This is a genomic window from Blastopirellula marina (assembly GCF_002967715.1).
Taxonomy (GTDB): Bacteria; Planctomycetota; Planctomycetia; order Pirellulales; family Pirellulaceae; genus Bremerella; species Bremerella marina_B.
Window position 1 is genome coordinate 199,743 of sequence record NZ_PUIA01000094.1, and the last position, 25,963, is coordinate 225,705.

Consider the following 25,963-nt stretch of genomic DNA (forward strand, 5'->3'; position numbering starts at 1 on the left):
GGAAGGTTTTCTGATACGGCATTATCTCTCGGAATTCGTGGCGGAATCCACGTTAAACTCCCAGATAAGGTACCGTGGTGGCTTCATCCCCCAGATGCGTCCAGTTGTCGTTATTCGGCATGACGAGACGGTCTGAGTTATGGTAGAAAAGTATCTTCCCGATTCGTCGAGTTCGTTGGTCATCACCATGCATACCGAGTTCCAGCAGCAGTTTTTCGCTGAGATGGGCCCCCGGCACCAGTTTCAGTTCCTTTACGATGCCATCCCGGACGTGTTCTTCTTCACGAAGGATCGGGATAGCCGCATGGTTTGGGCGAACCGACAACTGATCAAGCGGCTCGGCGCACGAAGCGAAGAGGACGTCATCGGGGCATACGATTCCAAATTCTTCCCCATGGAAATCGCTAAAAAGTACCGCGCTGACGACTGCTTTGTGATGGAAACCAGCCAGCCAATCAACAACCGAGTTGAAGTCTTCTACAACGAAACCAAGATTCTCGACTGGCACATCACAAGCAAGATCCCCCTGTTCAACGCCGACGGGAGCGAAGTCATTGGCGTGGCAGGCGTCATGCGCAGCTACAAAGCCGGCAAACGCTGGGCAGCCCCTGCTTCGGAAATTGAAGAGATTGTGGAATACATGCGGACGCCAGAAGGCTCGCTGGCCACCGTGGAAGAACTCGCACAGAGAGCTCACCTCTCTTCTCGCCAACTGAATCGTAAGTTTCAGGCGGTTTTTGGGATGAGCGTCCGCGACTTCAAGATCCGCACGCGTTTGAATTCGGCAGCAGATGACTTAACCAAGACCGATCTTTCGGTCTGCCAGATCGCTGTCGACCACGATTTCTCGGATCAAAGCACGTTCAGTCGGCTGTTCCGCAAGCACATGGGAATGACTCCGCTGGAGTACCGGAGGAGCTATCGCAATCAAATGGTCGTCGCACAGGACCAGCCAGAGTAAGCAGCAGCCTGTTACTTCAGCTTGATCCCCCAAATTCCGTTGCGTTTTTGATTCCGCGGGATAGGGCCATTCATCTTCATTAGTTGCTTGCCTTCGTCGGTAATCCCCACGTCCTTATAGGTTCCACCGTGAGCCTCGGCGATCGCTGCGAACTTATCACGATCCTGCTTTTTGACCTGCATGCCCATGGTGTGGATGGTAACTCCTTTAAGCGGCGTACCGGCCAGCTCAATGTCGGCTTTGTCGGTAAATGCCCCATCACCCAGGATGTAGACCAGATCCGGCTTCAAGTTGAGGGCCAGGGTAATCGCGTCTCGCCCATCGGTTCGCCAGCACATCTGGACGGTACTTAGCCAGTCGCGAACCAGTTTCTTGTTTTTATCATTCGCATTGAGCATGTCCGTGGCGGGCGATGGATAGAACAGCGGATAGGCCGTATCGCTATAAAAGACAATGTAGAACTTCTGCTTGGCCGACAGCGAATCGATCGCTTTGTCGAGTTCTACCAAGGCTGTCTCCATGCGACCGGAAGTCATACTGGCCGAGTTATCGACCACGAAACAAATGCGTTGCCCCTTGGCTTTGGTGCCAAAGAACTTCGCCATCTGCCCCACCTCAGCCCCCATCCCTTCCAGGTCGGCCATAAGTCCATTGGGATCCATGCCAGCGAAATCGGCTGGCTTGGATGGCATCAGTGCTTCGACCGAAACCGACTCGCTCATCATTGCTGAGTCAGGCAATAGCGCCGTCAACTCGAACGACTCCGACAGCATGTCAGGAGCCTCCATCTCGACTTCCATTTCCGGCTCGAACTCAGGTTCGAACTCGACCACCATCTCTTCGAGCTCTTCGATCGGCTCGTCGCTGGCAGCCAATAGATTTAGCGTCTGCGGAAGGGGTGGAGGGCTGATCGTAGCGACGACCAATGCCGTCAGGCCCAGAAAATGAAAGATCAAACTGACCAACCAGGCTGGCATGCTCCACAATGCGGCAAGTTTCAGCCAATTTCGCTTTGATGACGTCTCTTCTCCGGTAGCTTCGGAAGCATCCGTCACATCCGATGTCTGTGGTTCAGATTGTCGTGCTGGACGACGCGTACCGGCCTGAGGCGAGGCCGTCGTTGTTTCGCTCATTTCAATATCACTCCAGCAAGCCACGGGGCAGGCTGTTGAGAATCGATTCAATGCAGGAAGAGAATTGCGAGACTAGCTACCTCTTTACGTCTTTAGTTCGTAAAAACTGACGCGGATTATTCCAGAATCGACAAAATCTTGGAGATATTGCTGCGAATGTTTCCGCTACGTTACTTGAGTGCAAAACACCGCCTTGGAATCTGGCATTACTTCTCGTCCTCCGTTTTCTCTAAACGCTCCATCTTCGCCCCCAAATAGCTGGAACCAGTCGGATTGCCAGGTGGTTCACCGATAAGGGTCATGTTTCCGTCATCCCATTTCCAGATCAGACCCTTCATGCGCTTATCATCAGGCTGAATGACGACCAGGCGATCGCTTTGCCACTGATAAACGCCATTGAAAACAGAACCGCCCGACTTCAACAGAAAACGGTTTTCCTCAAGATGGATCAGCGTTACCGTTCGGACAAAGCCACTTGGCAGCGTTGCTTCCCAAGCCCCGCTAAGCTGCGAGGGAAAAACATGTCGGTTTCCATAGCGGCCGGCCAGGTAGACAGCGACCAGCAGCATTAAGAGGAGCAACGAGCGGAGACTGAATCGAAACCAAGAGCTCTTGCGCGACGGCTGGTTCTCGAATTCATCCATCGATACAACTCCTAGGAAAGCACCACTTTCCTTGTTGTATCACTCAAACGCCGCTCTTTCACGCAAGCCCCAAAAAAATCCCTCCCAGCGCGGACGCTGAGAGGGATAGGTCTGCATGGCGTTTGCAGGCGGTTCACTAGACGCGAAATTTACCCATCAAGGCTTGCAACTCGTCAGCAATACGGTGCAACTCGTCGCCGGTTGCCTTGGCACTGTTGGCACCGCTGGCGGTGTCGCGTGCCGATTGATCGACGACCACCATGCTGGCGCGAATCTCTTCGCTGGCCTGAGCCGACTCCGTAACACCATCGCTGATTTGCGAAACGGCGTACGACGTTTGATTGATGTGCTCTGCGATCGACTGCGTGGTGCAGTTTTGTTCCTGAATCGCAGCCGCGATCATCGTTGAAAACTCATTCACCTGGGCCACATGACGACCTATGTCGCCAATCGACCGGGTAGTTTTTTCGGTGGCATCTTGAATTGCGGTGATACGCTGGCGAATGTCTTCCGTAGCGGTTGCCGCCTGGCGCGCCAGTTCTTTCACTTCATTCGCGACGATGCTGAATCCTTTGCCTGCCTCGCCTGCACGAGCCGCTTCGATGGTGGCGTTAAGGGCCAGCAAATTGGTTTGCTCGGCGATATCCTCAATCGTCTCAATCACGCGGCTGATTTCGGTCGCAGCGGAACTCAACTCGACGATGTTCGAGTTGCTCAGTTCGAGTTCACTTGCAGCCTGGCCGGCCACGCTCGATGCCTTCTCGGTGTTGCCGGAAATATCGTGAATACACGTCGCCAGTTCTTCAATCGCATTGGCAACGGTCGAAATGTTGGCCTGCATTGTTTGCGTCGACCGAGATGCTTCGCCCATTCGAAGGGTCATCTGATCGGCCGCCGCAACGACCTGGGAAGATCGCAGGGTTGTGTTGTCTGCTTGCCCCGAGAGATCTCCGGCAGTATTGGACAACCGCGAGGAAGACTCGACCAACGAGGTGGCACTTCCCCCCACGCGAATCACTACCTGTTGAACTTGATCGACGAAGGTGTTGAACCACTGAGAAAGTTCGCCGACTTCGTCGTTTCCTTCAACCGGTAAACGTCGTGTCAGGTCCCCTTCTGCTTTGGCGATTTCGGCCAGCATCTTCGACACTTTTCTCAGTGGCCCCATCACCCACAGAATTACGAACGGGCATGGAACCAGGGCAATGATCGTTCCAGCGATCATCGCCCAACGTGCGTTCGCGCCAACCGCTTGCGAGGTTTGCACGCGCTGCTCGAATAGCTGCGTTGCGGCGTCGGCAACCTGATCGATACCTTCTTCCAGATCATGAATTGGCAACTTGTACGGCATCATCATCTTGTTGGCTTCTTGCGGCGGAAGACTGCCGTCATCAATCGCCTTTTCACTGACTAGCCACACCCCTTCCATGTATTGCTGATGCAGTTGCGGAAGATGGTTGGCAATCTGCTTGATCTCTGGCGAGAAGCGAGGATCCTCATTGACGACCTGCTGCATTTTGGTCAGCAACGTCTGAATTTCTGCTTCCTTGGCCTTGAGGCTCGGAACGTATTTGTCGACTTGCTTTTCGCGATCACCAATATTGAGGAAGAGATCTTTCTCGTAGCGTCGATGCTGCAACATGAGGTTCTTGATCTTTTGCGCATCGCCGTAAATCTGCTTGTCAGCCGAGATATGGACCAGTTCGACCTCAAGACCACAAAGCCCAGAATAGCCCAGGTAGCACGCTACCGACGTCAATAAAATCACCAGCGAGAAGCCACCAATCAGTTTGGTGCTGAGTCGGATTGTGTTGCGTCGCTTGCGAGAACTTCCTTGCGAGTTGCCTACTGCTTTCATCAACAATGCCCCTTTTCATCTTCACTTGAATCCACGTAACAGTTCGCAGTAATGCTGAAACCTAGGGCGTGGTTTTGTAACGCATCCGAAACCCCCACATTTTTTGTTGAATCGATGAAGCAAGATCCGTTACAGCTAGAACTCGACGCCACGCGGGGAGGGAAAGAGGCGTGCATTGAGAAACAGTAAACACATATAACAAAACGACTTACACCGAAGCCAACTACTCCGCAACGGCCCGATTAGGAGAGTTCAGCTATCGGAAATCCACATCAACCGGCCCTGTCAAACAGCGCAGAACGCTATCTTCCGGCTGCATTGACCACCACAATTAAGGGAGCCACCAGTTGGTGAGATTCACCGGAATGAGTCAGTTCCGCACGACGTAACCACTCTATGTTCCTATCTGACAGTCGTGCAGGCCTTACCTTCCTCAATAGAAAGACCAGGAAATGGCCGTTGAAATGCGAGGGATTGCCCGACATATCGTACGCGAGTACGAGTTGCCCCTGCTGGGAATTCATGGCATCACTCACTGGGCACGCGTGTACGATAACGGCCAACGCCTGGCCGAAGTGAGTGGGGCGGACCAAGACGTGGTGGCGCTGTTTGCTTTGTTTCACGACTCCAAGCGGCGTAACGAAGGGCATGATCCCGATCACGGCCAGCGCGGGGCCGAACTGGCCAAGGAGCTTCGTGGCGAGTTGTTCGAGCTACGCGACTCGCAGTTTGCGCTTTTACTGGAAGCGTGCCGCGGACACACGCACTGTCGACATCACGCAGATGTCACTATTGGAACCTGTTGGGATTCCGACCGGTTGGACCTGGGGCGTGTCGGCATGAAACCGCACCCGCATTATCTGAACACCGATGAAGCCAAACGCAGTGAGACGATCCACTGGGCAGACGGGCGCGCATCATTCAACGTCGTGCCTGACTGGATTACCGAGCGATGGGGTGTCGAACTATCAGACTTCGATGACGAACTGTACTAAGCGGCTTGGCGCGACGATCGATGCTGCTCGGTCAGCTCATGAAACTCTTGAAGGATGCGAGTCTGCATGATGCGTTCGGTGGCGCATAAGATACTAGCCACTTCCTTGCCATCCATCACCCGATGATCGTATGCGATCGTGACATTGCATTGTCCGGCGTCATTCATCGGCCCGTAGGTTAATGTCGTCGTTACCGGAGCTCGCGGATCCAGGATCGTCACCCCCTGCCCTGCGACGGTCGTCAACGCGAAGGTTCCTAGTCGCTTGATACGTTTCCGAGGTGAAAAATTGAATCGCAGCCACCAGAGAACGCGACGCAGGAAGTGGGGATAGTGCGACAGTCGCACCTGGTTTTTAAATACCTCTGCGACCGGCCCTGATTGATAACGTTCGAGAAGTCCCTGCTGCCGGTCGAGCGAAAAATTCTCAGCATCGGCGATCGGTGCGAAAAACAGCCAATTGTCGTCATTGACCTGCCGCGATACCACCAGGTTACCGATGACCTCGGGATGCTCGTAAAGATGCGGCCAGGGCCACGAAATGTAGGTGCGTCGCAGGCTGGGATACTCGGCCGCAACCAGCGCGTAGGCCCGCAGAAATGCGATCGCCCAGGAAATACGACGGGGACAGGCTTCCCGCACGGCCTGCAATTCTCGCAGATCGAACGTCTTTACCTGCGATACGGTTGGCATGCTTTTGTGCAGCCACATTAAATCCGTCACCAATGCCCGCTGAGGTGGCAGGCCGGCAGGCAACCAACGAAGCCACGATGGCTTGGCGATGCGATCGTTGGAAACAGGATTATGCAGGTTGTTCATCCGAGCTACAGAAGCCACCAGCCTGGGTCACCAACACCATCGTCAGTCTGCGGACCCCGATACAGACGGTGAGCAGGGAATACCAAAAACCGAGCCCAGAAAGCAAGGCCAGCTTTACCCCAACCCCTGCTAGCACACCTAGCGAATGGGGGCCTTATCGTCCGGTGTGATCCCTTCAATCTCGACGGCCTCTACCGCGACATCGGGAGACTCAGGGGCACGAAGCTTGGTGGCTGCGACTTCCGCCTGACGACAGTAGTCGATCGCTTCGCCCAGGATTCGCGCCGCTTCCTGGTCGGCATGAAATCCTTTGGAATTCTCGCTGCTGATGAAGTCGAGTCGCCACATCCCCTTCTTCTGGAGTTCCAGAATGGGAGCCAACTGCTCGTCGGTAGCTCCGGCTGCCTTGGCCGCATTGATCGCATCGAGCATCGAAGTCATCGCCACCGCTGCTCTTTCGATGAGGTCCTGAGTCCTGGCTTGAATGAGTTCCACGCGTTGTTTTAACTCTCCCTCGTTCACGTTGTGGCACGTCTGGCACGAGCGGTTGACGTTCAACATCGGGCTGCGGACGTTATGACTACTGACCTTCATCGCCCCTTTGCGTTCATACGGCATATGGCAGTCGGCACAGCTCACACCGCTGCGGGCGTGGATCCCCTGACTCCACAGCTCAAACTCGGGGTGCTGAGCCTTGTAGATCTTGGCCCCTGTTTCGCCATGCTTGTAGTCGACGAAATCGCTGCCATCAGGAAATTTGTGGCCATCGTAAAGCTCTTCGATTTGCTCTACCTTCAGCCCGTTGGCCCACGGAAAGAACAAGGTCTCTTTGCTGGCACAGTAATACTCGACGTGACATTGGGCACAAACGAACGTGCGCATCTCTTGTCTTGAAGCATCAAGATTCGGATCGTAGTCCCGCTCACGCTTTCCGTTTCTCCACCGCTCGACGCTTGGCAAATGGACGACCGGATCGTCACTTTTCGCCAATGCGGCAATCCCTTGCACGAAGCCTGGCCGGGTCACGCGAATCGCCATCGATTTGGGGTCGTGGCAATCGATGCAACTAACCGGATGAGCCTTACCTTCACCGGAAGTCCCATCGGGAGTCTTCAATAACTCGGCATGGGCATCGGCATATTCCATTGCACTCATGGCTTGGAATCCGGTCATCACCGCCGGCCAATTGAAGTCTTGGGCCAGGTCTTCCGCAGTGACTTCCGTCATACCTTCTTCCATAAGGCCAATCCGGCGATATGTAGGAATAATCGACGCATGGCAATGCAGACAAGCTCCGGCCTGTTTTCGCTCGGTCACGCGTTTGGTAACCTCCTGATCGCTGAGCATGTAGGCATGCCCGCGGGCCTCGCGATAGTCGAGACTGAACGCATATCCCGCATACAAACGTTTGAGCCAGGGATGGGCCTCCAACTTGCTGGCCGTTAGCGCCTCGGATCCGCCATACTCAGACTCTTCGGAATCGACCGTCAGTAGGTAAGAATCGTATTGATCGGGCCAGTTCACGCCCCACGGCTGAGGATCGGTCGTTATTTCGTCCACCTCTTCCAGGCGAACGAAGGGAATCTGGGCTTCCTGTTTCTTCTCGAAGATGTTGGTCAAAAGCGCCACTAGCCCAAACGTGACGACGGCAAACAAAAGCATCAGCCCAGCCAACGAAACAAACGATGGACCACGGGCAGAACTACCGGCAGAGTTGTCAGGGCTCATGATGCATACCTATCAACGGGAGTCAGGTTCCAAAGTGGGATACACCCTCGAATGAAGCGAATGCCCTACGTCCGCATGGCAATGGACGCAGGACATCGTCTCGCTATGCGGGCTGGCCGGCAACATGTTGTGAACGAAGTCGGCATGACAATGCAAACAAGCATGCTGCGTGACCAGGCGATTGCGAGGTTTGATACGCAATGGATCGGGATAGTCGTTAAACGTGAACGCCAGCGAATGGAAGAAACCGTTATCCGCTTTGGTTACCCATTTGCCGATTGGGTCGTGAGAAAGATGGCAATCGTTGCAGACGGCCACGTCATGATGACTCGACTTCTCCCAGGTATCGTACGACTCTTGCATCACGTGGCAGTTGACACAGGTTTTGGGGTCGTTACTGAGATAGCTGGCCCCTTTGCCGTAGCCAAACGTGAATGCCCCCAGTCCGAGAACCACTCCCAGCAGAATTGCAAAGAACGAGGAGAATAGGCCTGCCAAGACCTTGGCCTTCGCGTACCGATTCCGCGTCCTGTAGAGCTTCTGCGAAGCTGGTTTTTCGTGAGTCAACCCGATTCCATCCCGTCGAATTCGACCTGAGGCTTGGCTACCAGAGGAGTTTCGTTTGCTTCTAGGGCATGACGTTCTCGGCATGTTAATGCTCGGTCGATCTAACAGCAAGCAAGATCGTGCAACTAGCCACCAACCTTCACACCACCTACACGAAGTAGCAGTGGTTATACATAAACCAACAAAGGCCCTCAAACCCAGGATCCCCCCGAAAGAGAATGGATGTGGCCATTTTCTATCCACCGCAATGGTTATGTGAAATCAAACCACACTGCAGCAATAATTGAGAGGGCCGAGAATGCCCCCTCGAACGACAGAGGTCAGGAAAATCTAAAAAGCAATAAGAAAGCTCAACGATAGACAAACATCAACCTATCTTTGCCCAACAAACGATCACAAATCGTGTATCTCTGATTTGCCCCCTTAAGAGAGTTGTTGGATGTTCAAACGATCACACGCCGCCTATTTCTTGGTCGGCACAACGCTACTAATCGCTGGCCTGATAACGCCAACCGCCTTGGCGGAAGGGGAAGCCTTTCAAGCGGCTACCACGACCGACGTGGTCGAAGTATCTGGTGACGAGCACTCGATGGTCGACTATGCCTGGGTGATCTTCGCCGCCTCGCTGGTCATGCTGATGCAAGCCGGATTTATGTGTCTGGAATCGGGGCTGGCCCGAGCCAAGAATTCGATCAACGTGGCCGTCAAGAACATGCCGACTTCGTTCTGTCGGTCGCTGGCTTCTGGTTGATTGGTTTCGGGCTAATGTTCGGAACGACCGCCTACGGACTCTATGGAACCAGCGACTTTTGTGTCTCCTTCGAGAACGCACCGTGGCTGGCGGTCTTTTTTGTCTTCCAGGCAACGTTCTGCGGCACGGCGGCCACGATTGACTCAGGTGCTGTGGCCGAGCGTTCTCGCTTTGCGACCTACTTGTTTATCTCGTTCGTGACGTCGGTGGTCATCTACCCGATCTTTGGGCACTGGGCCTGGGGAAGTTTGTATCACGGCGACTCCAGCGGTTGGCTGGAAAACTGGGGCTTCATCGACTTCGCCGGTTCGACGGTAGTCCACTCGGCAGGAGCTTGGGTTGCGTTGGCTTCGATCATCGTCATTGGCCCACGCCTGGGTAAGTTCAACCAGGACGGAACAGCCAATCGCTTTCATCCCCACAATTTGCCCCTGATGTACCTGGGAACGTTCATCCTGGTCTTCGGCTGGTTCGGCTTTAACTGTGGAAGCACCCTGGAAGCCACCTCGGACGTCGGCCCGATTGCCATGACAACCATGCTCTCGGCCTGTTTCGCTGGAATCAGTTCGACCTTTGTCAGTTGGATATTCGGTAGCGAAAAGCTTCCCCAAGCGGAAGATGTTGCCAACGGTGTGCTCGGCGGTCTGGTCGGTATCACCGCCGGTTGCGCCAGTGTCTCGGCAGGCGGTGCAGTGATGATCGGCTTGATGAGCGGGGTGCTCGTGTTCCTCGGTACGATGTTTATCGAACGCGTACTGAAGCTGGACGACGTCGTCGGGGCCATTCCTGTCCACGGCTTCTGCGGTGCCTGGGGAACACTCGCGGTGGGCCTTTTCGCTCGCCCCGATGTGCTGCTCGATTCCGGCATGACTCGCTTTGATCTGATTGGCGTGCAGGCCGTGGGCGTTCTGGCATGTTTCGGCTGGTGCTTTGGCAGTGCGATCGTGCTGATCTCGCTCTTGAAATGCATTACTCCTGTCCGTGTCGACGAACACGACGAAATCATCGGCTTGAACATCTCGGAACATGGTGCCAAGAGCACTCTGTTCGACCTCGCGGCGACCATGCAAAAAGCAGCCACGGCCGATCACATCGACCAGCGTTTTCGTGTCGAACCAGAGATCGGCACCGAAGCGGGAGACCTGGCTCACGCGTTCAACCATTTGATTGAAGCGATCACTTCTGAGCGTTCGCGTACCGAGGCCGCAGTCGAATCGCTCGAGCGTCAAAAGAAACTGGCCCAGGCCGGTCTGACCAAGTACCGAACCCAGGTTGAAGCGAGCCTGGAGTCGATCGATCAGCAGCGTAACTCGCTGCAGTTGATCCTTGAAGGCTCGTCGTCGAACGCCCAAAAGCTGGTCGGATCGGTTCAGCAGATCTTCGCTCGAATCGATGGGATGGTGCAGTCACTAGGAACCATTTCGAGCCAAATGCAAGAGGCCGCTTCCTTGGCCGGACAAGGTGTGGCCACCGCCAACAGCAGTGGCACAACCATGAACCAGCTGAGTGAGTCGTCGCACGAAATCGAGAGCGTGCTGGACATGGTCCGCGAGATCGCCGAGCAAACCAATATGCTGGCTCTCAATGCGACGATCGAAGCCGCCCGAGCTGGCGAAGCCGGCAAAGGCTTCGCCGTCGTCGCCACGGAAGTGAAGCAGCTCGCCAAGGCGTCGTCCGAATCGACCGACCAGATCAGCGGTCGAATCTCACGCATTCGCCAAGATACCCGCCAGGTGTCCTCTAACCTCAGCCAAACAGCCGAAGTGATCGGCCAAGTTTGTGCGATGAGTGATGAAATGAATCGTTTCATTCAAGCATCGTCCGCCGACCAGCGAAGTTCCGCAGAACAGGTCCGCCAGATCGGCAGCGAAATCGAAGCCATGGTCGAGGAAATGCTCGGCGGCATGAAAACGATCCGCGAAGCCAGCGATACGATCGGTCAACGCGTGCGAAGTTCCTACCAGGAATTCACCACCGTGCTGGACCAAGCCGGACTGGCGTAACTCAAGCATCCTAGCCATTCAACGGAAAGCGAGCTCCACCGGGGCTCGCTTTTTTATTGTCCCCCTCGCCAGGCAAATAGAACATCATGCCCGTCGCTGGCCTGCCGTGCATTTACAGTTGTCTTGACGTTTGTTGTAGCAACGCCTATCCTGGGGGTATGGCTCCTACTCCGCAAAAGCCTCGAACGCACACAAACTCCAGGAAGTTCGACTCCCTGGAGCAAGAAGTCTTTTTGAACCTATGGCGTACCTACGATCGCCTGAAAGCGTTTGAGGAACAGGTCTTCGGCAACGCCGGCCTTTCCGCCCAACAATACAATACGCTGCGTCTGCTGAAATCCGTCTACCCCGACTCGATGCCGACCCTGGTGCTTGGCTCACGATTAATTTCTCGTGCTCCGGACATGACTCGGCTGTTAGATAAACTCGAACAACGCGGTTTACTGTCACGAGAGAGACGTCCCGAGAATCGACGCGTGGTCGAGGTAACCGTTACCCCCCCAGGCTTGGCCCTGCTGGAAGAGCTTTCTTCAGAAGTTCGCGAGTGCCACCGCAAGCAACTGGGGCACCTTTCTCCCGACGCACTTCGTCAGTTGGCCTCGCTACTCAAAGAAGCCCGCGAGCCTCACGAAGATGAAACCAACCTGTCACTGGTCGATGAATAAGCCCGACCATCAGCGAGCAAGTACTTTTGAGCATGATCGATATTCAGAACAAGCCACAAGTCGTCGTCATCGGGGGTGGTCCTGCAGGAGCCACGGTTGCTACCCTGCTCGCCCAGCAAGGGGTTCGCGTTGAACTGTTCGAGCGCGAGAAGTTCCCGCGCTTCCATATCGGCGAATCCCTGATCCCGGAAACCTACTGGGTTCTAAAACGCTTGAATATGCTGCCCAAGTTAAAAGACAGCCAGTTCATCAAGAAGTACAGCGTTCAGTTCGTCAGCGACTCTGGCAAGCAGTCGGCCCCGTTCTACTTCCACGACAACAAAGATCACGACTGCTCGCAGACATGGCAAGTTCGTCGTAGCGAATTCGACGAAATGATGCTCCGCAACGCCGAAGAGCATGGCGTGAAGACCCATGAAGGGGTCCGCGTGCTGGACGTCCTCTTCGATGGCGACCGGGCAACCGGCATCCAGATCATGGATGAGAATGGCGAAAAGCAAGAGGTCTACGCCGATGTCGTGGTCGATGCGAGCGGCCAAAGCTCGCTGTTGCTCAACAAGCTGAAACTGAAGGTCCCAGACCCGTCGCTGAACAAGGGATCGATCTGGACCTACTACCAAGGTGCCAAACGCGATGCCGGCCGGGACGAAGGGGCCACCACCGTTCTGCAGGTCGAAAACAAGAAGGGGTGGTTCTGGTACATCCCCCTGCACGACGACATCGTCAGCATCGGCGTCGTGGGGGACTTTGACTATCTATTCAAAGGGCGAGGTTCGCACGAAGAGGTCTTCGCCGAAGAGCTCGAGCGCTGCCCTGCCGCCAAGATGCGTATCGAAGGGGCCCAGCAGGTCACCAAAATCTTCGCCACCAAAGACTTCACCTACAAATCGAAGCAGGCCTCCGGCGATGGCTGGGTGCTGATCGGCGATGCCCTTGGCTTCCTCGATCCACTCTACTCTTCCGGCGTCCTTCTAGCACTCAAGTCAGGCGAACTCGCCGCCGATGCGATCGTCGAGGGGCTAAAGAAGGGGGACACCAGCCGCCAACAGCTAGGGCACTGGGAACCGGCCTACCTGGTGGGCATGGAACGCATGCGTAAGCTGGTTTGCGAATACTACGACGGCTTCAACTTTGGCCGCTTCGTCCGCCGCTTCCCCGACCACCGCGGCGACATCACTGACCTGCTGATCGGCGACCTGTTCAAAGACAGCCTCGACAAGGTCTTCGAGTCGATCGCCACGATGAAAACCGAATCGGAAGCGATGGCGGAATAGCTTCTTCCTTTCTCGAACAAGAAGGAAGCGTTCTAACATGCAACTGGCCTGGACGCCGGTGGCGAATGTCACCGCGGCCGAGGCAGTCTCGGTACTCCAGGCACTCGGACTTGAGTATGGAGCACCGCTGGTGCTCAAGAGCGACAACGGCTCGGCCTTCAAGAGCGGCGACTTCGGTGCCTGGCTAACGGAGCATCAGGTCGTACCGCTGCTGTCACCGGTTCGCGTGCCTCGTTACAACGGGGCCTGCGAGGCCGGAATCGGGGCGGCGAAACGCCGCACCGAATACCTGGCCGCCCGCCAGGGGCATTACCTGGACTGGACGACCGATGATCTTCATGCGGCCCAGCGTTGGGCCAACGAAGCGAGCTACCCCGGCGGCTTCGCCGCCGGAACACCCGCCAGCCGCTTCGCGGCTCGCGTTCCCATCAACGACATCGAGCGTGACACGTTCCGTACCGCTGGTCTACAATACGAACGAGAACTGAACCATGAAGCATGCACCCGCGGGGATGCACTGACCGATATGTTGTTAGCGATACATCATCGTCGAGCTGTCCGCCATGTTCTTGTGGAACATGGCTACCTCGACATTACCCGGAGGTCCGTTCCTCAACCACTTCCTGCTAAAAAATGCGCAAAGATTAAGTGAGGGGCACAATCCTCCAGGGCATTCACCGCCACCGTCTCCTCCTATCTACGACCCGGATGACTTAGATGAAATCGCTGGAGGGTAGGAAGCACTTTGTATCGGAGACGCGAGAAGAGCATTTTGCACCGTATTTATCGAAGTTGAAGGAATTGTACTGTGAAATACATGTTTAAGTGTTTGATACTTTTTCAGATAGTTGCCATCTTGGAGTTAGCAAGTAACGCAACTGCGGGCGAAACGTTGATTGGTTTACCCATGAACCAGTTAAGCGGGCCTAACAAGATTGAAGCCGTTGTTGACTCTCTCGTAATGTCTAAGAAAGAGACGGAGTACTTTATCGAATCATTTACGCTTTCGTCGGAATTTAAAAACAAACGATGGATTGGCGCTGCTTTTTTGAAAAGCTATGAAACTAATTCTGATGTTGAGTTGATTGGACTTCTTATCTACGAAAATGGAAACGGCTCCAAGAACCCTCCTGCGCGACTCTTGTTGAGTCAAGATCATTTGTTAGTGAAAGCACCCGGGAAGGCTACCAAAGAACTGCAACTTGGGAGCATGATTTTCGCTAATACGAAAGGTGAGACGCGTGTTATCGAAACAGACCTGCGATTAAAGTGCAACCGTGAAGAGCTTAGAGAAGCCTCAAAAAACTTCTTCGATCGCCTAGTCCGAGAATTGTCCTCTGAGAAGAGCGATAAGACGTCAGACTAGAAGCTGTTTCAAAACCTACGTAAACAAATGAGGCCGCACCGCCCTGTATAGAAACGATGCCAACAGAAATCAGCGGCAATTTCTGAGCAAAATTCCGACCAATCACGATTCTGAATGCCAACTGAAACTGACGATTTCAGCCAATAAGATTGAGGTAAAGAACCAGAATCAAGCCAAATCCACGGTCGGCGCGCATCACCATCGTAGAAGTAGATGCAAATAGATTACCCGAACCCAATTCAAGCAACGCGAGTGTAAGACTTCAGGATCCCACCCAGCCGCGTCTTGCACCGGATATCAGCCATGCTGAGGGTGGTTACTTCATCGTCCACATCTTCATTATCTGGCTCGCCACGACTCGCTAGTAGTAGGTCGCCAATTCCTTGATGGGGTCGTTCCTCGTGATAGTGGTCGATATATTCATGGACTATGTAGTCGAAGTGCGATTGGCCAAACACTATAAAGTGGTCCAACACTTCTTGCTTCAGCGACTGAATCCATCGTTCGATAAATGCGTTCAGGTTGGGTGCCCGAGGACCAACAGGCTTCACGTCGATACCACGACTGGTGAACACCGAATTGAATCGCTCGGAGAACGCTTTGTCTAAGTCTCGCATGAGGATCGTGCAGGCCAGACCCTCTGTTTTCACATGTTCCAGAAAGTCTCTGGCTTTCTGTTCGATCCACTTGCCGCCGGTCGAGAAAGTGGAAGGCGTAGCAAACACCTTTCGAGTAGCCACATTGATAAATGCCAAGGCGAATACCTGGCGTGGTCCAGTTGACGTCCAGGAGAAGAAAAGGTGTCAGGACTCTTTGTTCTCTCCACCGCTTGTGTTATCATGCTTCCATGGGAAGGCCAAAACGAGCGGACGAGGCTGGGAGCGTTTATCATGCGTTGAATCGAGGCAACGCACGAGCGACTATTTTCGATAAGCCGGAGGACTTCGATGCCTTCGAGCGTATCTTAGCCGAGGGGCTTTCGCGGTATCCATGCCAGTTGCTGGCCTACCAGTTGATGCCCAACCACTGGCACTTGGTGATCCGCCCCACGGCGGACGGCGGTATGAGCAATTTTTTGCGGTGGGTCACGCTGACCCACACTATGCGGCGGCACGCCCACTACCACACCTCTGGCCAGGGGCATCTCTACCAAGGCCGGTTTAAAAGCTTTCCCGTGCAGGATGACGGGCACTTCCTGGTTGTCTGCCGATATGTCGAACGCAATGCCTTGCAGGCTGGCTTGGTGGCCGTGGCCGAGGACTGGAAATGGGGCTCGCTTGCCCACTGGTTGGATCATCACGGCAAGCGGTCCAAATTTCTCTCGCCGTGGCCGGTAGCCAGACCACCTCGCTGGAAAGATCGCGTCAATCAGGCCCTGACCGAAAAGGAAGTGAACGCGATCCAACACGCCATCCGCCGAGGCTCCCCGCTGGGCGACCCCAAATGGACCCAATCGACCGCCTGCCGTCTCAATCTAGACTCGACCCTACGCCCCAGAGGCCGACCAAAGAAAACAGCTAGCGGCCAAAAAGAGTCCTGACACCTTTTCTTCCCTGACACCTTTTCTTCCCCCAAACCGTCAAAAGGCAACATTTGGAACTGAGCTAATGAACTGCTTTTCACGACATATAAAGGGCCATGCACCTATATGGCTATCCTTGGTTGTAGCGACATTTTCGCTTACCAGTTGCAGAGGAACGAATGAGATGGGAATTGAAGAAAAGAAGGCCTTGCAGATTGCAATACAAACAATTCAAGATTATGGATATGCCCCTGAATTAATGACAAGCTCTGTCCGCAAGGATAATGGACGCTGGGTCGTGCATTTTTCGCTTGCGGACAAGACTAGAATGGGTGGTGATGCAACAGTATACATAGACAGCAGTTCATGGGAGGTAGTGGAGGTACAGGGAAGCCAATAATGTTGGCTTAAAAGGAAACAGGAATTGTCCTCGCACACTTGCTTCTGGCAGCTAACAGGACATCTAGGACACGATTGGGTGAGTGGAACACCATCTGCCCCCTTCAACCGCGTCCATTCGGTAAATTAGTTTTTGGATTGCAGGTCAATCCTTGAAGACTATCACTTAAAGACTGGTTTCATGCTTGGGGGCAAGTCATCAAACTCATGCGTTCGGCGGCTGAAGACGGCCTGCTCGAACGTGAGAGGGATATGAGACACCAGTCGCCCTGCCAGGAGGAACTCGCAGCACGTTCCGTGATTCCCGTTCGGTGGTCTAAGGTCACTTAGCCTGTCTTCAGACTAGCCAGCCCGCCATCGATACCGATGACCTGGCCGGTGATCCAACTGTTCTGGGGATCGACCAACCAGGCGGCCAGCGAAGCGATCTCCTCCGGCTTTCCTAAACGCCCGAGCGGATGCAACGCTTTCGAGGTCTCGGCTGATCGCGGGCGAGACCAGATCACCTCGGTGAGTGGCGTTTCGACTAATCCTGGGGCAATACCGTTTACCCGGATGTTCTTGCCGGCATAGGTCGCCGCGGCCGACTTGATCAGCCCTTCAACGGCTCCTTTGGCGGCGGCAATGGCTTCATGATTGGTTAGACCGATGCGTGCGGCAGCGGAAGAGAACAGGATAACGCTCCCCCCGCGCTCTCGCATCACGGTACTGGCCGCGCGAATCGCTGCGAACGCCGTGGTCACGTTGAGCGCGAGCGTCTGTTCCAATTCCTTTTGCGTAGTGAGATGCGCCGGTTTGAGGATTAACGAACCAACGCAGTTGATAATCGAGTCGACCTGACCAAATGCTTCCTGCGCTTGCTTTGTGGCCGCTTCGACTTGATCGAACTGCGTGGCGTCGGACACGAAGTATTCGGCATCAAGCTCGCCAGCCTGCGCATGAAGCTTTTCCTCGCTGCGCGAGACCAACATCAAGCGATAGCCGCGAGACGACAAAATCCGCCCGGTGGCCGAGCCAATACCACCAGTCGCACCGATCACCACAGCCACAGGAGTTTCGTCGGTCATCATGAGAGCCTTTTCGAGTGTCATGAACTTGGTTGCATTCTGCCGATGAAACCGCACGTTCTGACGCCTGGCAACGGTGAAATTGATTGGAATTAGGCCCTCGTTTGGTAGATTGAGGGGCCCATGACCGATGCTTTTCCTGCGAGGACCACCCCCATGAAGCTAGTTCGCTTATCTATGTTGCTGCTACTTTGCGGCATCCTTACGACCTCCGTTTCCGCTGCCGACCGCCCGCCGAATGTCATCCTGGTGTTCATCGACGATATGGGCTGGGGGGACTTCTCCAGCTTTGGCAATCAGGATGCCACCACCGAGAACTGCGACCGCTTGGCCCAGGAAGGGATTCGCTTCACGCAGTTTTATGTCAACTCGCCCATCTGCTCGCCATCGCGTACGGCAATCTCGACGGGGCAGTATCCGCAGCGTTGGAAGATCTCGTCTTACCTGGCCCACCGCGAATTGAACGAGAAGCGGGGGATGGCCCAGTGGCTCGATCCTTCCGCCCCGATGCTGACCCGCATGCTGCACGACGCCGGCTACGCCACCGGGCACTTCGGCAAATGGCACATGGGAGGCCAGCGTGATGTGGGTGAAGCACCCCTGATTACCGAGTATGGCGTCGATGCGTCGCTCACCAACTTCGAAGGCCTGGGAGACCGCGTTCTGGCGGAACTCGATGCCTACGACGGCAAGAAACCGCGACTGCATACACTAGGGAGCGACAAGCTCGGACGCGGCAAGATCACCTGGGAAAAGCGAGATAAGATCACACAGACATTTGTTGACGCCACCATCGATTTCATCCAACAGGCCCAGGCCAACGACAAGCCGTTCTATGTGAACGTGTGGCCGGACGATGTTCACTCTCCTTTCTTTCCGCCGAAAGAACGCCGTGGCGATCAAACCAAACGGCAACTCTACCTGGGTGTGCTGGAAACGATGGACGAACAGCTCGGCAAATTGTTCGACTTTGTGCGTAGTAATGAAAAGCTGCGTGACAACACGCTGATTTTGATGTGCTCGGACAACGGCCCTGAACTGGGCGCTGGCAGTGCCGGTCCTTATCGCGGCCACAAGACCACCCTGTACGAAGGGGGCGTCCGCTCGCCGCTGATTGCCTGGGGACCAGGCCTTATCGCTGCCGACAAAAAGGGGACGACGAACGACACTTCCGTCTTCGCGGCGTTCGACCTGGTACCGAGCCTGGTTTCGATTTGCGGAGCCAGTGCCCCGGCCGACGTGAAGTTCGACGGCGAGGCCTTGCCGGATGTGTTGCTGGGGAAATCAGACGCATCGCATTCCTCCCCCATTTGCTTTCGCCGTCCTCCTGATCGCCCCGAGATCCAGGGCAAGCAATTGCCCGACCTGGCCGTCCGCGATGGAAAATGGAAACTGCTGTGCAGCTACGACGGCAGCGACGTCCAACTGTACGACCTAGAGCAGGACAAAAGCGAGACCACCAACGTCGCCAAGAAGAACCCTCAGGCAGTCGCGGCGCTTAAAGAGACGGTGCTCGACTGGCACAAGTCGATGCCTGCCGACAATGGCCCGGACTGGGAACCGAAGTAGTCCCATCTCTCCCAAAGAAAAGGGTCGACCAGATAGCAGGCCGACCCTTTTTTCGTTTCACCTAATTGGATGACGACTACTTCTCGATGTCCTTGATCCCGATCTTCATCTCATCCGAGTTACCGACCAGTTCCGGTGCGTACATGGCCTGGGCCACCGCTGGCAAGGCGCTGAACTTACCAGGGATCTCGGCCCGCAAGCGGTAGGTCAACGTGTGTTTGCCACGCGGCAACTGACGCACGAAGAAGGTTACCTTCTCGTCCCGCAGTTCCATGTAGGCACCCAGCGAGTTGCCGTTGTAGCCGCTTTGCAGGTCGACCGGCTCGAAGCCAGCGGCCTTCTTGTCCTCGAACATCAAGTACTCGTAGTCGTTCTTGCTTTCGATCACCAGGTCGATTTCGACCAGATCGCCACTGGTAATCTCAGACTCGTTCTCAAGCAAGGTGCGTTTGTACTTCACGACCTTCTCTTTCAAAGCTTGACCGCGTGCTCCGACCGCTTTGGCCGTCGCGTCTTCATCACGATCCAAACGGTAGAAGCGTCGTTCGACCTTCACCTCCAGACCTGCCTTGGTGATGAAGTCTTCCAGCGTGAAGTTGGTCAGGTAGGCACTGTAGTACACCGGACCTTCTCCCTTGCGGCGAACTTCGACCTTATGCTGGCCGTCGGTGATTTGCATACCGGTGAGTTCGACCGTATTGTCCACCGTGAAGAGGTTCTTCTTGGTGAACTCGGTTTCGGCCTTTTTCTCACCGTCGATGAAAATCTCGACGGTCATCTCAGGGTTCAGTTCATCGGTGGCCCGCAGGTAGTCGGCCATCGCTTCGACGCACAGCGCCGTATCACGAGTCGACTTCCAGTAGGTGGCGTGCTTGCGGTTATTCAGCAGGTACTTCACCAGACGGCGGGCTGTGACGTTGTCGGCATCGGTCGCGGCCAAAAGCTTCAAGTAGTAGGCATTGGCTTCGATCGCGTCGCCGTACCAGTACCACCAGGAACTATCCGCCGGCATCTTCAGATAGGCCGTTTCGTTTTCCTGATCGGTCACCAGGTACTGATCGAGATTGCGGCGAAGCATGGCGAGCTTCTCGGCATCTCCTACTTGATGCAGGGCCAAGGCGAACAACGCTTTACCGTACACCGAAAGATTCGTTCGGTCGCGGTAGAGGAAACCTCGCATGGCGTTGTTATCGTGACCTTGTTCCGCGAGAACCGCGAAGATCACCGCATCGAGGTTATCCGCTTTCAGCTTCCATGGGTTTTTCTTTTCGTCGGCGTTTTGCAGCTTTTGAACTTCCTGGTTCTGGTAGTTGATCAGCCACTGCTTGCCACGCTCGATCACGTCTGGCACGACTGCCGCGCCGTTTCGTTCGGCAATGATCAGCCCCCGTACGACCACTGCGGTCGTGTGGGGATAGCTGTGCTCGTGATAGCCAGAGAACCAGCCCCAACCGCCGTCCGAGTTTTGCATCTCGGTCAGCCGCTGAACGCCGCTCTTAACCATCTTTTCGAGTTCCGCGTCGTCGAAGACCGGATTCTTGAGCTTACCATCCCGAGCGGCATTCCACCGCTCGTTTCGCTCCTTCGGATCGCCGATTTCCTGAGCGTTAAGATTATTCTGATGCTCGGCAATCGACTTCAGATCGATTCCCATTTCGCCCAACACCTTGCGGGTAATCACCGTCGGCACAAAGCGGTTCAAGGTCTGTTCGGTGCAGCCGTAAGGGTAGTCAATCAGGTACGGCAACGCTTCGACCATCGCACCGGCCAGGCTTGGCGAGTAGCGAATGATCAAGCGAGAATCTTCCGGTCGGCGATCTTTCGGCACGCTGATGGTGATGCCTTGCGAGTTCTGCTCCGGCTGCACGGTGCCTGCCCACGATTCGGTCTTGAGCATACCGTGCACGTAAACCGGGAAGCTTTGCTGCATGGCGTCTGATTCTTCGTCGGTGAGCGCCTTCATGGTGATGGTCGCTTCCCCTTCCTGGGTCACTTTCACCGTCCAATCGACACGCACTTCACCACCAGCCGGAATGGTGACCTTCTGCGTCAGAGGCGTCTCACTCGACATCAATCCTGTGGGGATATCCAGCGAGACCACGGCCGACTTCTCGGACTTCAGATAGTTGTGAACATTCGCCGAGAGGACGACCTCGTCCTTCTGCACGAAGAAGCGTGGTGCCTGAAGGCGAACGATCAGATTCTTACGCGTGACTACTTCGCTCTCGGCGGAGGCAACTTTGGTTCCTTGCCCCATCGCCCAAGTACGAATCTTCCAGGCAGTCAGGTTCTCAGGCAGATCCAGTTTGAATTCCGCCTCACCCTTTTCGTTCGTCTCGACACTGCCAATCCACAGAGCCGTGTCCGCAAAGTTCGATCGCACGGTCGGGTCCACCAAATTGGATTGGCCGGGGGCAGGTAGTACTCCCGATTTATCTTCCCCTTCCGCATCCATTACTAACAAATCTCCCGTGCGCATCGGAGCCGCAGCCGCCGCCATCGGCATGGCATCAGCCATAGCGTTCTTGGCCATCGCGCCTCGCATCATGGCGCGGCCTCCTCCAAATCCGCCAGCGGTACCTTCCATTGCCATGCCTTCGTTTCGGTCGGAAAACTCGTCCGCTACGCTGTTACCGAACGCCCCCAGGTACTGCAGAGCCAACTGCCCCTTGGGGGTCAGGTTGTAGCTGTACAAGTTCAGGCTATGTTCGGTCTGCGGGTAATGGTGGCGACGCCACTTCCAGAAGAACTCTTTGATGTCAGGTACATTCGACCCACCACTGATGTACTCGACCGACTTGTCGTACATGGTCAGCACCGTCGAGCCCACGAATGGTTCGCCGGTGTGGTCCGTCAGCTTCAGCTTGATTGTCCCCTTGCTGCCAGGCAGATACTCCTTGGCGTCGGTCTCGACCTGCAGGTCCAGCACGCGAGTTTCTGGCGGCACGACGATCTCCTTCGCTTCGTCATGCACCTGGGCATCGGCAATCGTCAGGGCTTCGACAAAGAAGTTCGGCATGTCCTTCTTGAGCACGGCAATTTCATGCACGGTGCTTTTGCCAGTCAGATGAATCACCTTGGGTGGCAAGTAAACCCTGTTGGAGGGACGCACGAACAACAGCACCGTACTGCCGACTCGGTTCGTGTTGATTTGCAGCTTGACCGTATCGCCGGCCTGGTACTCCTTCTTGTCGGGAATCAGCTCCAGGTCGTTGAAGCGATACGCGGAACCGTCAAAGCCTTGGCCGCGAATGGTGAAGATATACCCACCTTCCTGCGTGTGGCCCGCCTCGTCGGTAACCTTGAGACTCAACCGATACTGTCCGGCAGCGGTGGCCTTCATGGTTTGGGAAACACTTCCCTCCCCTTTTATTTCGACGTCCCAAGACTGCACCTCGGTCTCGATCGGCTGCTTCTGATCGTCGTAGGTGATCTTCAGAAGCTTCAGCTCTCCCTTGCCGGCAACATCCCGAGCATCCAGTGTTTGGGCCAGGAAGTGAGCGTGAATGGTATCGCCAACATCGTAATAGCCGCGATCGACCCACGTATAAACCTTGAACGGATCGCGAGCGACCAGCACCTTGCCGGAACCGACGATCGTACGTCGCGATTGATCGCGAACTTCCGCCGTGATGGTGTACTGGTGGTCTTCGTTGCCGTGCAACGCTTTGGCCAGGGCCGTGTCGATTTCGACTTCCACGGTCCCGTCTTCGCCGATCTCGACTTCCTGCTCCAAAACAAGTTCAGGAGGATTATGCGACCACCCAATCCAAAACGGAGCGGGGCGAATGCAACCTACCCACCGGTTGTAGCCAGGGTACCAGGCGTAGTCGTAAGCGAACCACCAATAACCATTCCCGAAGCACCAGTCCCAACGATCGGTCGGGTACCAGTGGCGGTTATATGGCGAACGCTCGACCTTGTACTTCACCGTGGCATTGGTGACCGGCGAACCGAAGTAGTACTTCGCATTGATCTTGGCCGTGATCTTTTCACCCAGCTCAACCGGCTTTTCGGGGGCATCGACTGTCACTTCGAATTCCGGCTTCTTGTATTCTTCAATCCGGAACTGAATGCCGCCGTGGTTGGTGTAAAGGTTGTACTGCCCCAGCTTCGCGTCAGAAGGGATCTCCCAGGTGCCGTCCATGCCGCCATACTCGTCGGCGGTAAACTGCTTGTTGAAGATCTCGTTCCCCTGCGGATCACGCAACTGAATGTTGAATGACTGACCGGCGAACTGACTGACGTCGGCCTGATCGTACTGCGAACGGCGCGTCCAGAACTTGAACTTCACCGTTTGATTCGGTCGATACACAGGCCGATCGGTGATCCCGTAGCTGCGCACCTGGTTGTAGGTCGCATCGTGCTGGCGACCATACCAAATGTGCTGAAAGCCCATGAACGCGAACCGTCCCTTATCGCTGCGGGCCAAGACCAGCCATTGATACTCGTGCGTCAGCGGGTTGTCGGCCAGAATCACCTGGCCATCCGCATCGGTGAATTCAGCAAAGTTCTTGACCAGAACGTTGAAGCGATTCTGATTGCGAACCTGCTCGACCTTATAACCGAAGTACTCGACATTAGCCTTTTCGATCGGCTTACCACTGACCGCGTCGGCAACGTAGTAGTACTTTTTCTGGTCGAGTTGCTTGCTGACGATCACCGTATCGACTACCCAGACCACGACCTTGCAGACGTTGCCGTCCTTCATCTTGGCCGTCACCATGTAGGCCCCGGCATTATTCAGCGGTGCGTGTACGTTGATGCGGCGATCCATGTGCCCAGGACGAGGGTCGAGCTTCTGGCCCCACTTGGCAACCTGGTTGCCAAGGTAAACGTCGCCACCAGATTCGAAGAGAATCTTTTCGCCGACTTGTTGAAACTGCATCTTCTGATAATCGAGACGACCCGGATTCGATTTCAGATACTTCTTAACATCTGAAATCAACTGCTCGATCTTGATCGCGTGGGCGGTGAACTCAACTTCGCTTCCGTTACGGAACAGATACTGCAGCGTTGCTCCCTGGCCGGCCGCATTGACCTGCCCCCCTTGGAACTGCCCCAGGTTGCCCACAATCTGCTCGAGTCGCGACTTGCGATAATTGTTCGAACCGGGACCGACGTCCGCGATTGCATCCTTCCAAGTTTGCGCCGCTTTGGGATAGTGCCGACGATTCTCAAAGACCGACGCCAACTGATCGTAGGCAGACCCGCGCTGCGAGTCCTTGTCTTCGATTAAATCCTGCCAGATTTTGATGTGATTAAATTCGTCCGGCAGCATGAAACGCTTAATCCCCGTAGCCAACCGGGCAATCGTTTCGTTGTCTGCCAGCGTGTCCAGTTGCAGGAGATGAGGTGTTTCGTTGTCGTCTTCGTCATTGCGGGGAGCAAAGAACCACTGATACTGCTGCAGCGTTTGCACGCCAAACTGCGAATTAAGAAAGCTGGCCCATTGCAGCTTTACCTGGCCGGTTCGATTCGGATCGTACTCGGCAACCTGCTCCATGGCCCAGCGCATCCGCTCACCATCGTTCTTGGCGTCCTCCCACGATTTAGGAACGTGGTAGAAAATTGGATTCCCCTCTTCATCGACCGGAGCCCCTTGATTCGAGCCACCGTAGTTGTAGCTTTCGTCATAGTCCGGCAGCGTCGTGATGTCGGTCAGATATTGGAGTTGCCAAGCCGCGCGGCCATAGCCACCGCTGAGGAAGAAGCCCGACAATTGCTGAAAGAGGTTCGCCATGTCAGGCTCAGCATCTTTCGTCTGCGCGACTTTCATCGCTTCGACATACAACTGCAACGCACGCGTGCGATCTCGGTCGATACTATTCACGCGCCGTCCGCCGCCGCGCACTGGCCCGCGTTCAAACTTGTTGTCGTTGATCACGCCCCAATGGGTCAAAGTTTGATACTGTGCCGCAATTGCCGCCAGAACTCGCCACTGATCCTTTTGGGCCTCGGCAGTTTTCTCTAGAAACGCATCCACATCGGTATAGCGCGCCAATCGCTGCAGCGATTGAATCGGGACGTAGATTGTTCGAGCGATTTCTTTGGGATCTTGCGCAGGATCAACGAAAAGCTTCTCGGCCGCCTCATAGGCTTCCTTGTAATTTCCTTGCTGATAAAGCTTTTCCATTTGTTTCAAGTCAGTCGCCGATTCTTGGGCTGTCGAGGTGATAGATCCGATCCATACGGCCATCAGTGCCGCACAGCAGCAAACTATGGCTATAGGAACGGTGCGTTGCAGCGAAAAGTTCATGATCAGGTGCCCTCTCTGAGGTATCTCTGTTGCTGGGTTGGGTGTTGAGAAGCATATAGTCTTGCCCTGGTGTAGACGATCTCAATCCAAGATGCGATTTCCGTAAAACGTGATTAGCGAGGAGATTTCTGTGATTGACATTTTATGAAGTTTTCTAGATTTCGCCCTTACAAAAATATCGTTACCCAAATGTCCAAGATCTTGTCCGAGGACGCTAACATTGAGGAGAGAACATCTCTTTCCACGTGCTTCGAACTCGCTACAATTGGGGCAATTACCCCCCCAGGCAATGAATTATCCCCCCATCATTGTCGATATAACCGATTTACGAAACAAAATCGGTCGCTTCCTCGTCGTACTAGCAGAGGCGAAACCCGGTCCCGG

Annotated in this window: 19 protein-coding genes and 1 pseudogene; 11 read left to right on the forward strand and 9 right to left on the reverse strand. The window is 55.0% G+C overall.

The window, feature by feature from the left end:
* The first annotated feature begins 139 nt into the window (after window positions 1-139).
* A complete protein-coding gene (locus C5Y96_RS26715; RefSeq protein WP_105359750.1) occupies window positions 140-961 on the forward strand; it encodes a helix-turn-helix domain-containing protein in 822 nt (273 codons plus the stop codon).
* 11 nt (window positions 962-972) lie between these two features.
* On the opposite strand, the gene C5Y96_RS26720 is transcribed toward C5Y96_RS26715, so the two are convergent.
* The 3 genes from C5Y96_RS26720 to C5Y96_RS26730 form a co-directional block, all read right to left on the reverse strand.
* Window positions 973-2,094, reverse strand: a complete 1,122-nt coding sequence (locus C5Y96_RS26720) for a vWA domain-containing protein (protein WP_105359751.1) — start codon at window positions 2,092-2,094, stop codon at window positions 973-975.
* 206 nt (window positions 2,095-2,300) lie between these two features.
* Complete coding sequence (locus C5Y96_RS26725; RefSeq protein WP_105359752.1) at window positions 2,301-2,738, reverse strand: hypothetical protein; 438 nt, start codon at window positions 2,736-2,738, stop codon at window positions 2,301-2,303.
* Between the two features lie 136 nt (window positions 2,739-2,874).
* On the reverse strand, window positions 2,875-4,596 hold the full coding sequence (locus C5Y96_RS26730) for a methyl-accepting chemotaxis protein (protein WP_105359755.1): 1,722 nt from the start codon (window positions 4,594-4,596) through the stop codon (window positions 2,875-2,877).
* Window positions 4,597-5,048: 452 nt separating this feature from the next.
* Here C5Y96_RS26730 and C5Y96_RS26735 point away from each other — a divergent pair, with 452 nt between their 5' ends.
* Window positions 5,049-5,591 (forward strand): HD domain-containing protein, encoded by a 543-nt coding sequence (locus C5Y96_RS26735; protein WP_105359756.1) that lies wholly within the window; start codon window positions 5,049-5,051, stop codon window positions 5,589-5,591.
* On the opposite strand, the gene C5Y96_RS26740 is transcribed toward C5Y96_RS26735, so the two are convergent.
* The 3 genes from C5Y96_RS26740 to nrfH form a co-directional block, all read right to left on the reverse strand.
* Window positions 5,588-6,427: a hypothetical protein gene (locus tag C5Y96_RS26740; protein WP_158261442.1), complete on the reverse strand. Its 840-nt coding sequence runs from the start codon at window positions 6,425-6,427 to the stop codon at window positions 5,588-5,590. The two genes, C5Y96_RS26735 and C5Y96_RS26740, sit on opposite strands and share 4 nt — an antisense overlap.
* 120 nt (window positions 6,428-6,547) lie before the next feature.
* Complete coding sequence (locus C5Y96_RS26745; protein WP_105359758.1) at window positions 6,548-8,137, reverse strand: ammonia-forming cytochrome c nitrite reductase subunit c552; 1,590 nt, start codon at window positions 8,135-8,137, stop codon at window positions 6,548-6,550.
* 12 nt (window positions 8,138-8,149) lie between these two features.
* Entirely contained in the window at window positions 8,150-8,704 is a 555-nt protein-coding gene (gene nrfH / locus C5Y96_RS26750; protein ID WP_233199172.1) for a cytochrome c nitrite reductase small subunit, read from the reverse strand.
* Window positions 8,705-9,356: 652 nt separating this feature from the next.
* Between nrfH and C5Y96_RS27950 the strand changes: the two are divergent.
* The 6 genes and pseudogenes from C5Y96_RS27950 to C5Y96_RS26780 all read left to right on the forward strand — a co-directional run.
* Window positions 9,357-10,432 (forward strand): annotated as a pseudogene (locus C5Y96_RS27950) (ammonium transporter); the annotation flags it as partial.
* 453 nt (window positions 10,433-10,885) lie between these two features.
* Window positions 10,886-11,458 carry a methyl-accepting chemotaxis protein gene (locus tag C5Y96_RS27955; RefSeq protein WP_261341410.1) on the forward strand — a complete coding sequence of 191 codons (573 nt, stop codon included), beginning with the start codon at window positions 10,886-10,888 and terminating at the stop codon, window positions 11,456-11,458.
* 233 nt (window positions 11,459-11,691) lie between these two features.
* Window positions 11,692-12,123, forward strand: a complete 432-nt coding sequence (locus C5Y96_RS26765) for a MarR family winged helix-turn-helix transcriptional regulator (protein WP_233199175.1) — start codon at window positions 11,692-11,694, stop codon at window positions 12,121-12,123.
* A gap of 32 nt (window positions 12,124-12,155) precedes the next feature.
* Window positions 12,156-13,397 carry an NAD(P)/FAD-dependent oxidoreductase gene (locus C5Y96_RS26770; RefSeq protein ID WP_105359767.1) on the forward strand — a complete coding sequence of 414 codons (1,242 nt, stop codon included), beginning with the start codon at window positions 12,156-12,158 and terminating at the stop codon, window positions 13,395-13,397.
* Between the two features lie 37 nt (window positions 13,398-13,434).
* Entirely contained in the window at window positions 13,435-14,049 is a 615-nt protein-coding gene (locus C5Y96_RS26775; RefSeq protein WP_105359769.1) for a DDE-type integrase/transposase/recombinase, read from the forward strand.
* Between the two features lie 156 nt (window positions 14,050-14,205).
* On the forward strand, window positions 14,206-14,763 hold the full coding sequence (locus C5Y96_RS26780; protein WP_105359770.1) for a hypothetical protein: 558 nt from the start codon (window positions 14,206-14,208) through the stop codon (window positions 14,761-14,763).
* 239 nt (window positions 14,764-15,002) lie between these two features.
* Here C5Y96_RS26780 and C5Y96_RS26785 read toward each other — a convergent pair whose 3' ends face one another.
* On the reverse strand, window positions 15,003-15,503 hold the full coding sequence (locus C5Y96_RS26785) for an integrase core domain-containing protein (RefSeq protein ID WP_146115823.1): 501 nt from the start codon (window positions 15,501-15,503) through the stop codon (window positions 15,003-15,005).
* A 107-nt stretch (window positions 15,504-15,610) separates the two neighbouring features.
* On the opposite strand from C5Y96_RS26785, the gene C5Y96_RS26790 reads away from it, so the two are divergent.
* Both C5Y96_RS26790 and C5Y96_RS26795 read left to right on the forward strand, forming a co-directional pair.
* Window positions 15,611-16,303: a transposase gene (locus C5Y96_RS26790; protein WP_105359775.1), complete on the forward strand. Its 693-nt coding sequence runs from the start codon at window positions 15,611-15,613 to the stop codon at window positions 16,301-16,303.
* Window positions 16,304-16,469: 166 nt separating this feature from the next.
* On the forward strand, window positions 16,470-16,685 hold the full coding sequence (locus C5Y96_RS26795) for a hypothetical protein (protein WP_105359777.1): 216 nt from the start codon (window positions 16,470-16,472) through the stop codon (window positions 16,683-16,685).
* A 325-nt stretch (window positions 16,686-17,010) separates the two neighbouring features.
* On the opposite strand, the gene C5Y96_RS26800 is transcribed toward C5Y96_RS26795, so the two are convergent.
* Entirely contained in the window at window positions 17,011-17,775 is a 765-nt protein-coding gene (locus tag C5Y96_RS26800) for an SDR family NAD(P)-dependent oxidoreductase (protein WP_233199176.1), read from the reverse strand.
* Between the two features lie 132 nt (window positions 17,776-17,907).
* Between C5Y96_RS26800 and C5Y96_RS26805 the strand changes: the two genes are divergently transcribed.
* Window positions 17,908-19,320, forward strand: coding sequence for a sulfatase (locus tag C5Y96_RS26805; RefSeq protein ID WP_233199177.1), 1,413 nt, complete (start codon window positions 17,908-17,910; stop codon window positions 19,318-19,320).
* 76 nt (window positions 19,321-19,396) lie between these two features.
* Here the strand turns inward: C5Y96_RS26805 and C5Y96_RS26810 are convergent, their stop codons facing one another.
* The gene (locus C5Y96_RS26810; RefSeq protein WP_233199178.1) at window positions 19,397-25,579 is read right to left on the reverse strand and encodes an alpha-2-macroglobulin family protein; all 6,183 of its coding nucleotides are present in this window, start codon (window positions 25,577-25,579) and stop codon (window positions 19,397-19,399) included.
* Window positions 25,580-25,963 lie beyond the last annotated feature (384 nt).

What these genes read in the sequence shown, in the direction of transcription:
- C5Y96_RS26745 (WP_105359758.1), bottom strand. Translation starts at nt 8,137, where the DNA reads ATGAGCCCTGACAACTCTGCCGGTAGTTCTGCCCGTGGTCCATCGTTT.
- C5Y96_RS26715 (WP_105359750.1), top strand. Translation starts at nt 140, where the DNA reads ATGGTAGAAAAGTATCTTCCCGATTCGTCGAGTTCGTTGGTCATCACC.
- C5Y96_RS26790 (WP_105359775.1), top strand. Translation starts at nt 15,611, where the DNA reads ATGGGAAGGCCAAAACGAGCGGACGAGGCTGGGAGCGTTTATCATGCG.
- C5Y96_RS27955 (WP_261341410.1), top strand. Translation starts at nt 10,886, where the DNA reads ATGCAAGAGGCCGCTTCCTTGGCCGGACAAGGTGTGGCCACCGCCAAC.
- C5Y96_RS26805 (WP_233199177.1), top strand. Translation starts at nt 17,908, where the DNA reads ATGAAGCTAGTTCGCTTATCTATGTTGCTGCTACTTTGCGGCATCCTT.
- C5Y96_RS26775 (WP_105359769.1), top strand. Translation starts at nt 13,435, where the DNA reads ATGCAACTGGCCTGGACGCCGGTGGCGAATGTCACCGCGGCCGAGGCA.
- C5Y96_RS26800 (WP_233199176.1), bottom strand. Translation starts at nt 17,775, where the DNA reads ATGACACTCGAAAAGGCTCTCATGATGACCGACGAAACTCCTGTGGCT.
- C5Y96_RS26735 (WP_105359756.1), top strand. Translation starts at nt 5,049, where the DNA reads ATGGCCGTTGAAATGCGAGGGATTGCCCGACATATCGTACGCGAGTAC.
- C5Y96_RS26810 (WP_233199178.1), bottom strand. Translation starts at nt 25,579, where the DNA reads ATGAACTTTTCGCTGCAACGCACCGTTCCTATAGCCATAGTTTGCTGC.
- C5Y96_RS26770 (WP_105359767.1), top strand. Translation starts at nt 12,156, where the DNA reads ATGATCGATATTCAGAACAAGCCACAAGTCGTCGTCATCGGGGGTGGT.
- C5Y96_RS26795 (WP_105359777.1), top strand. Translation starts at nt 16,470, where the DNA reads ATGGGAATTGAAGAAAAGAAGGCCTTGCAGATTGCAATACAAACAATT.
- C5Y96_RS26720 (WP_105359751.1), bottom strand. Translation starts at nt 2,094, where the DNA reads ATGAGCGAAACAACGACGGCCTCGCCTCAGGCCGGTACGCGTCGTCCA.
- C5Y96_RS26730 (WP_105359755.1), bottom strand. Translation starts at nt 4,596, where the DNA reads ATGAAAGCAGTAGGCAACTCGCAAGGAAGTTCTCGCAAGCGACGCAAC.
- C5Y96_RS26725 (WP_105359752.1), bottom strand. Translation starts at nt 2,738, where the DNA reads ATGGATGAATTCGAGAACCAGCCGTCGCGCAAGAGCTCTTGGTTTCGA.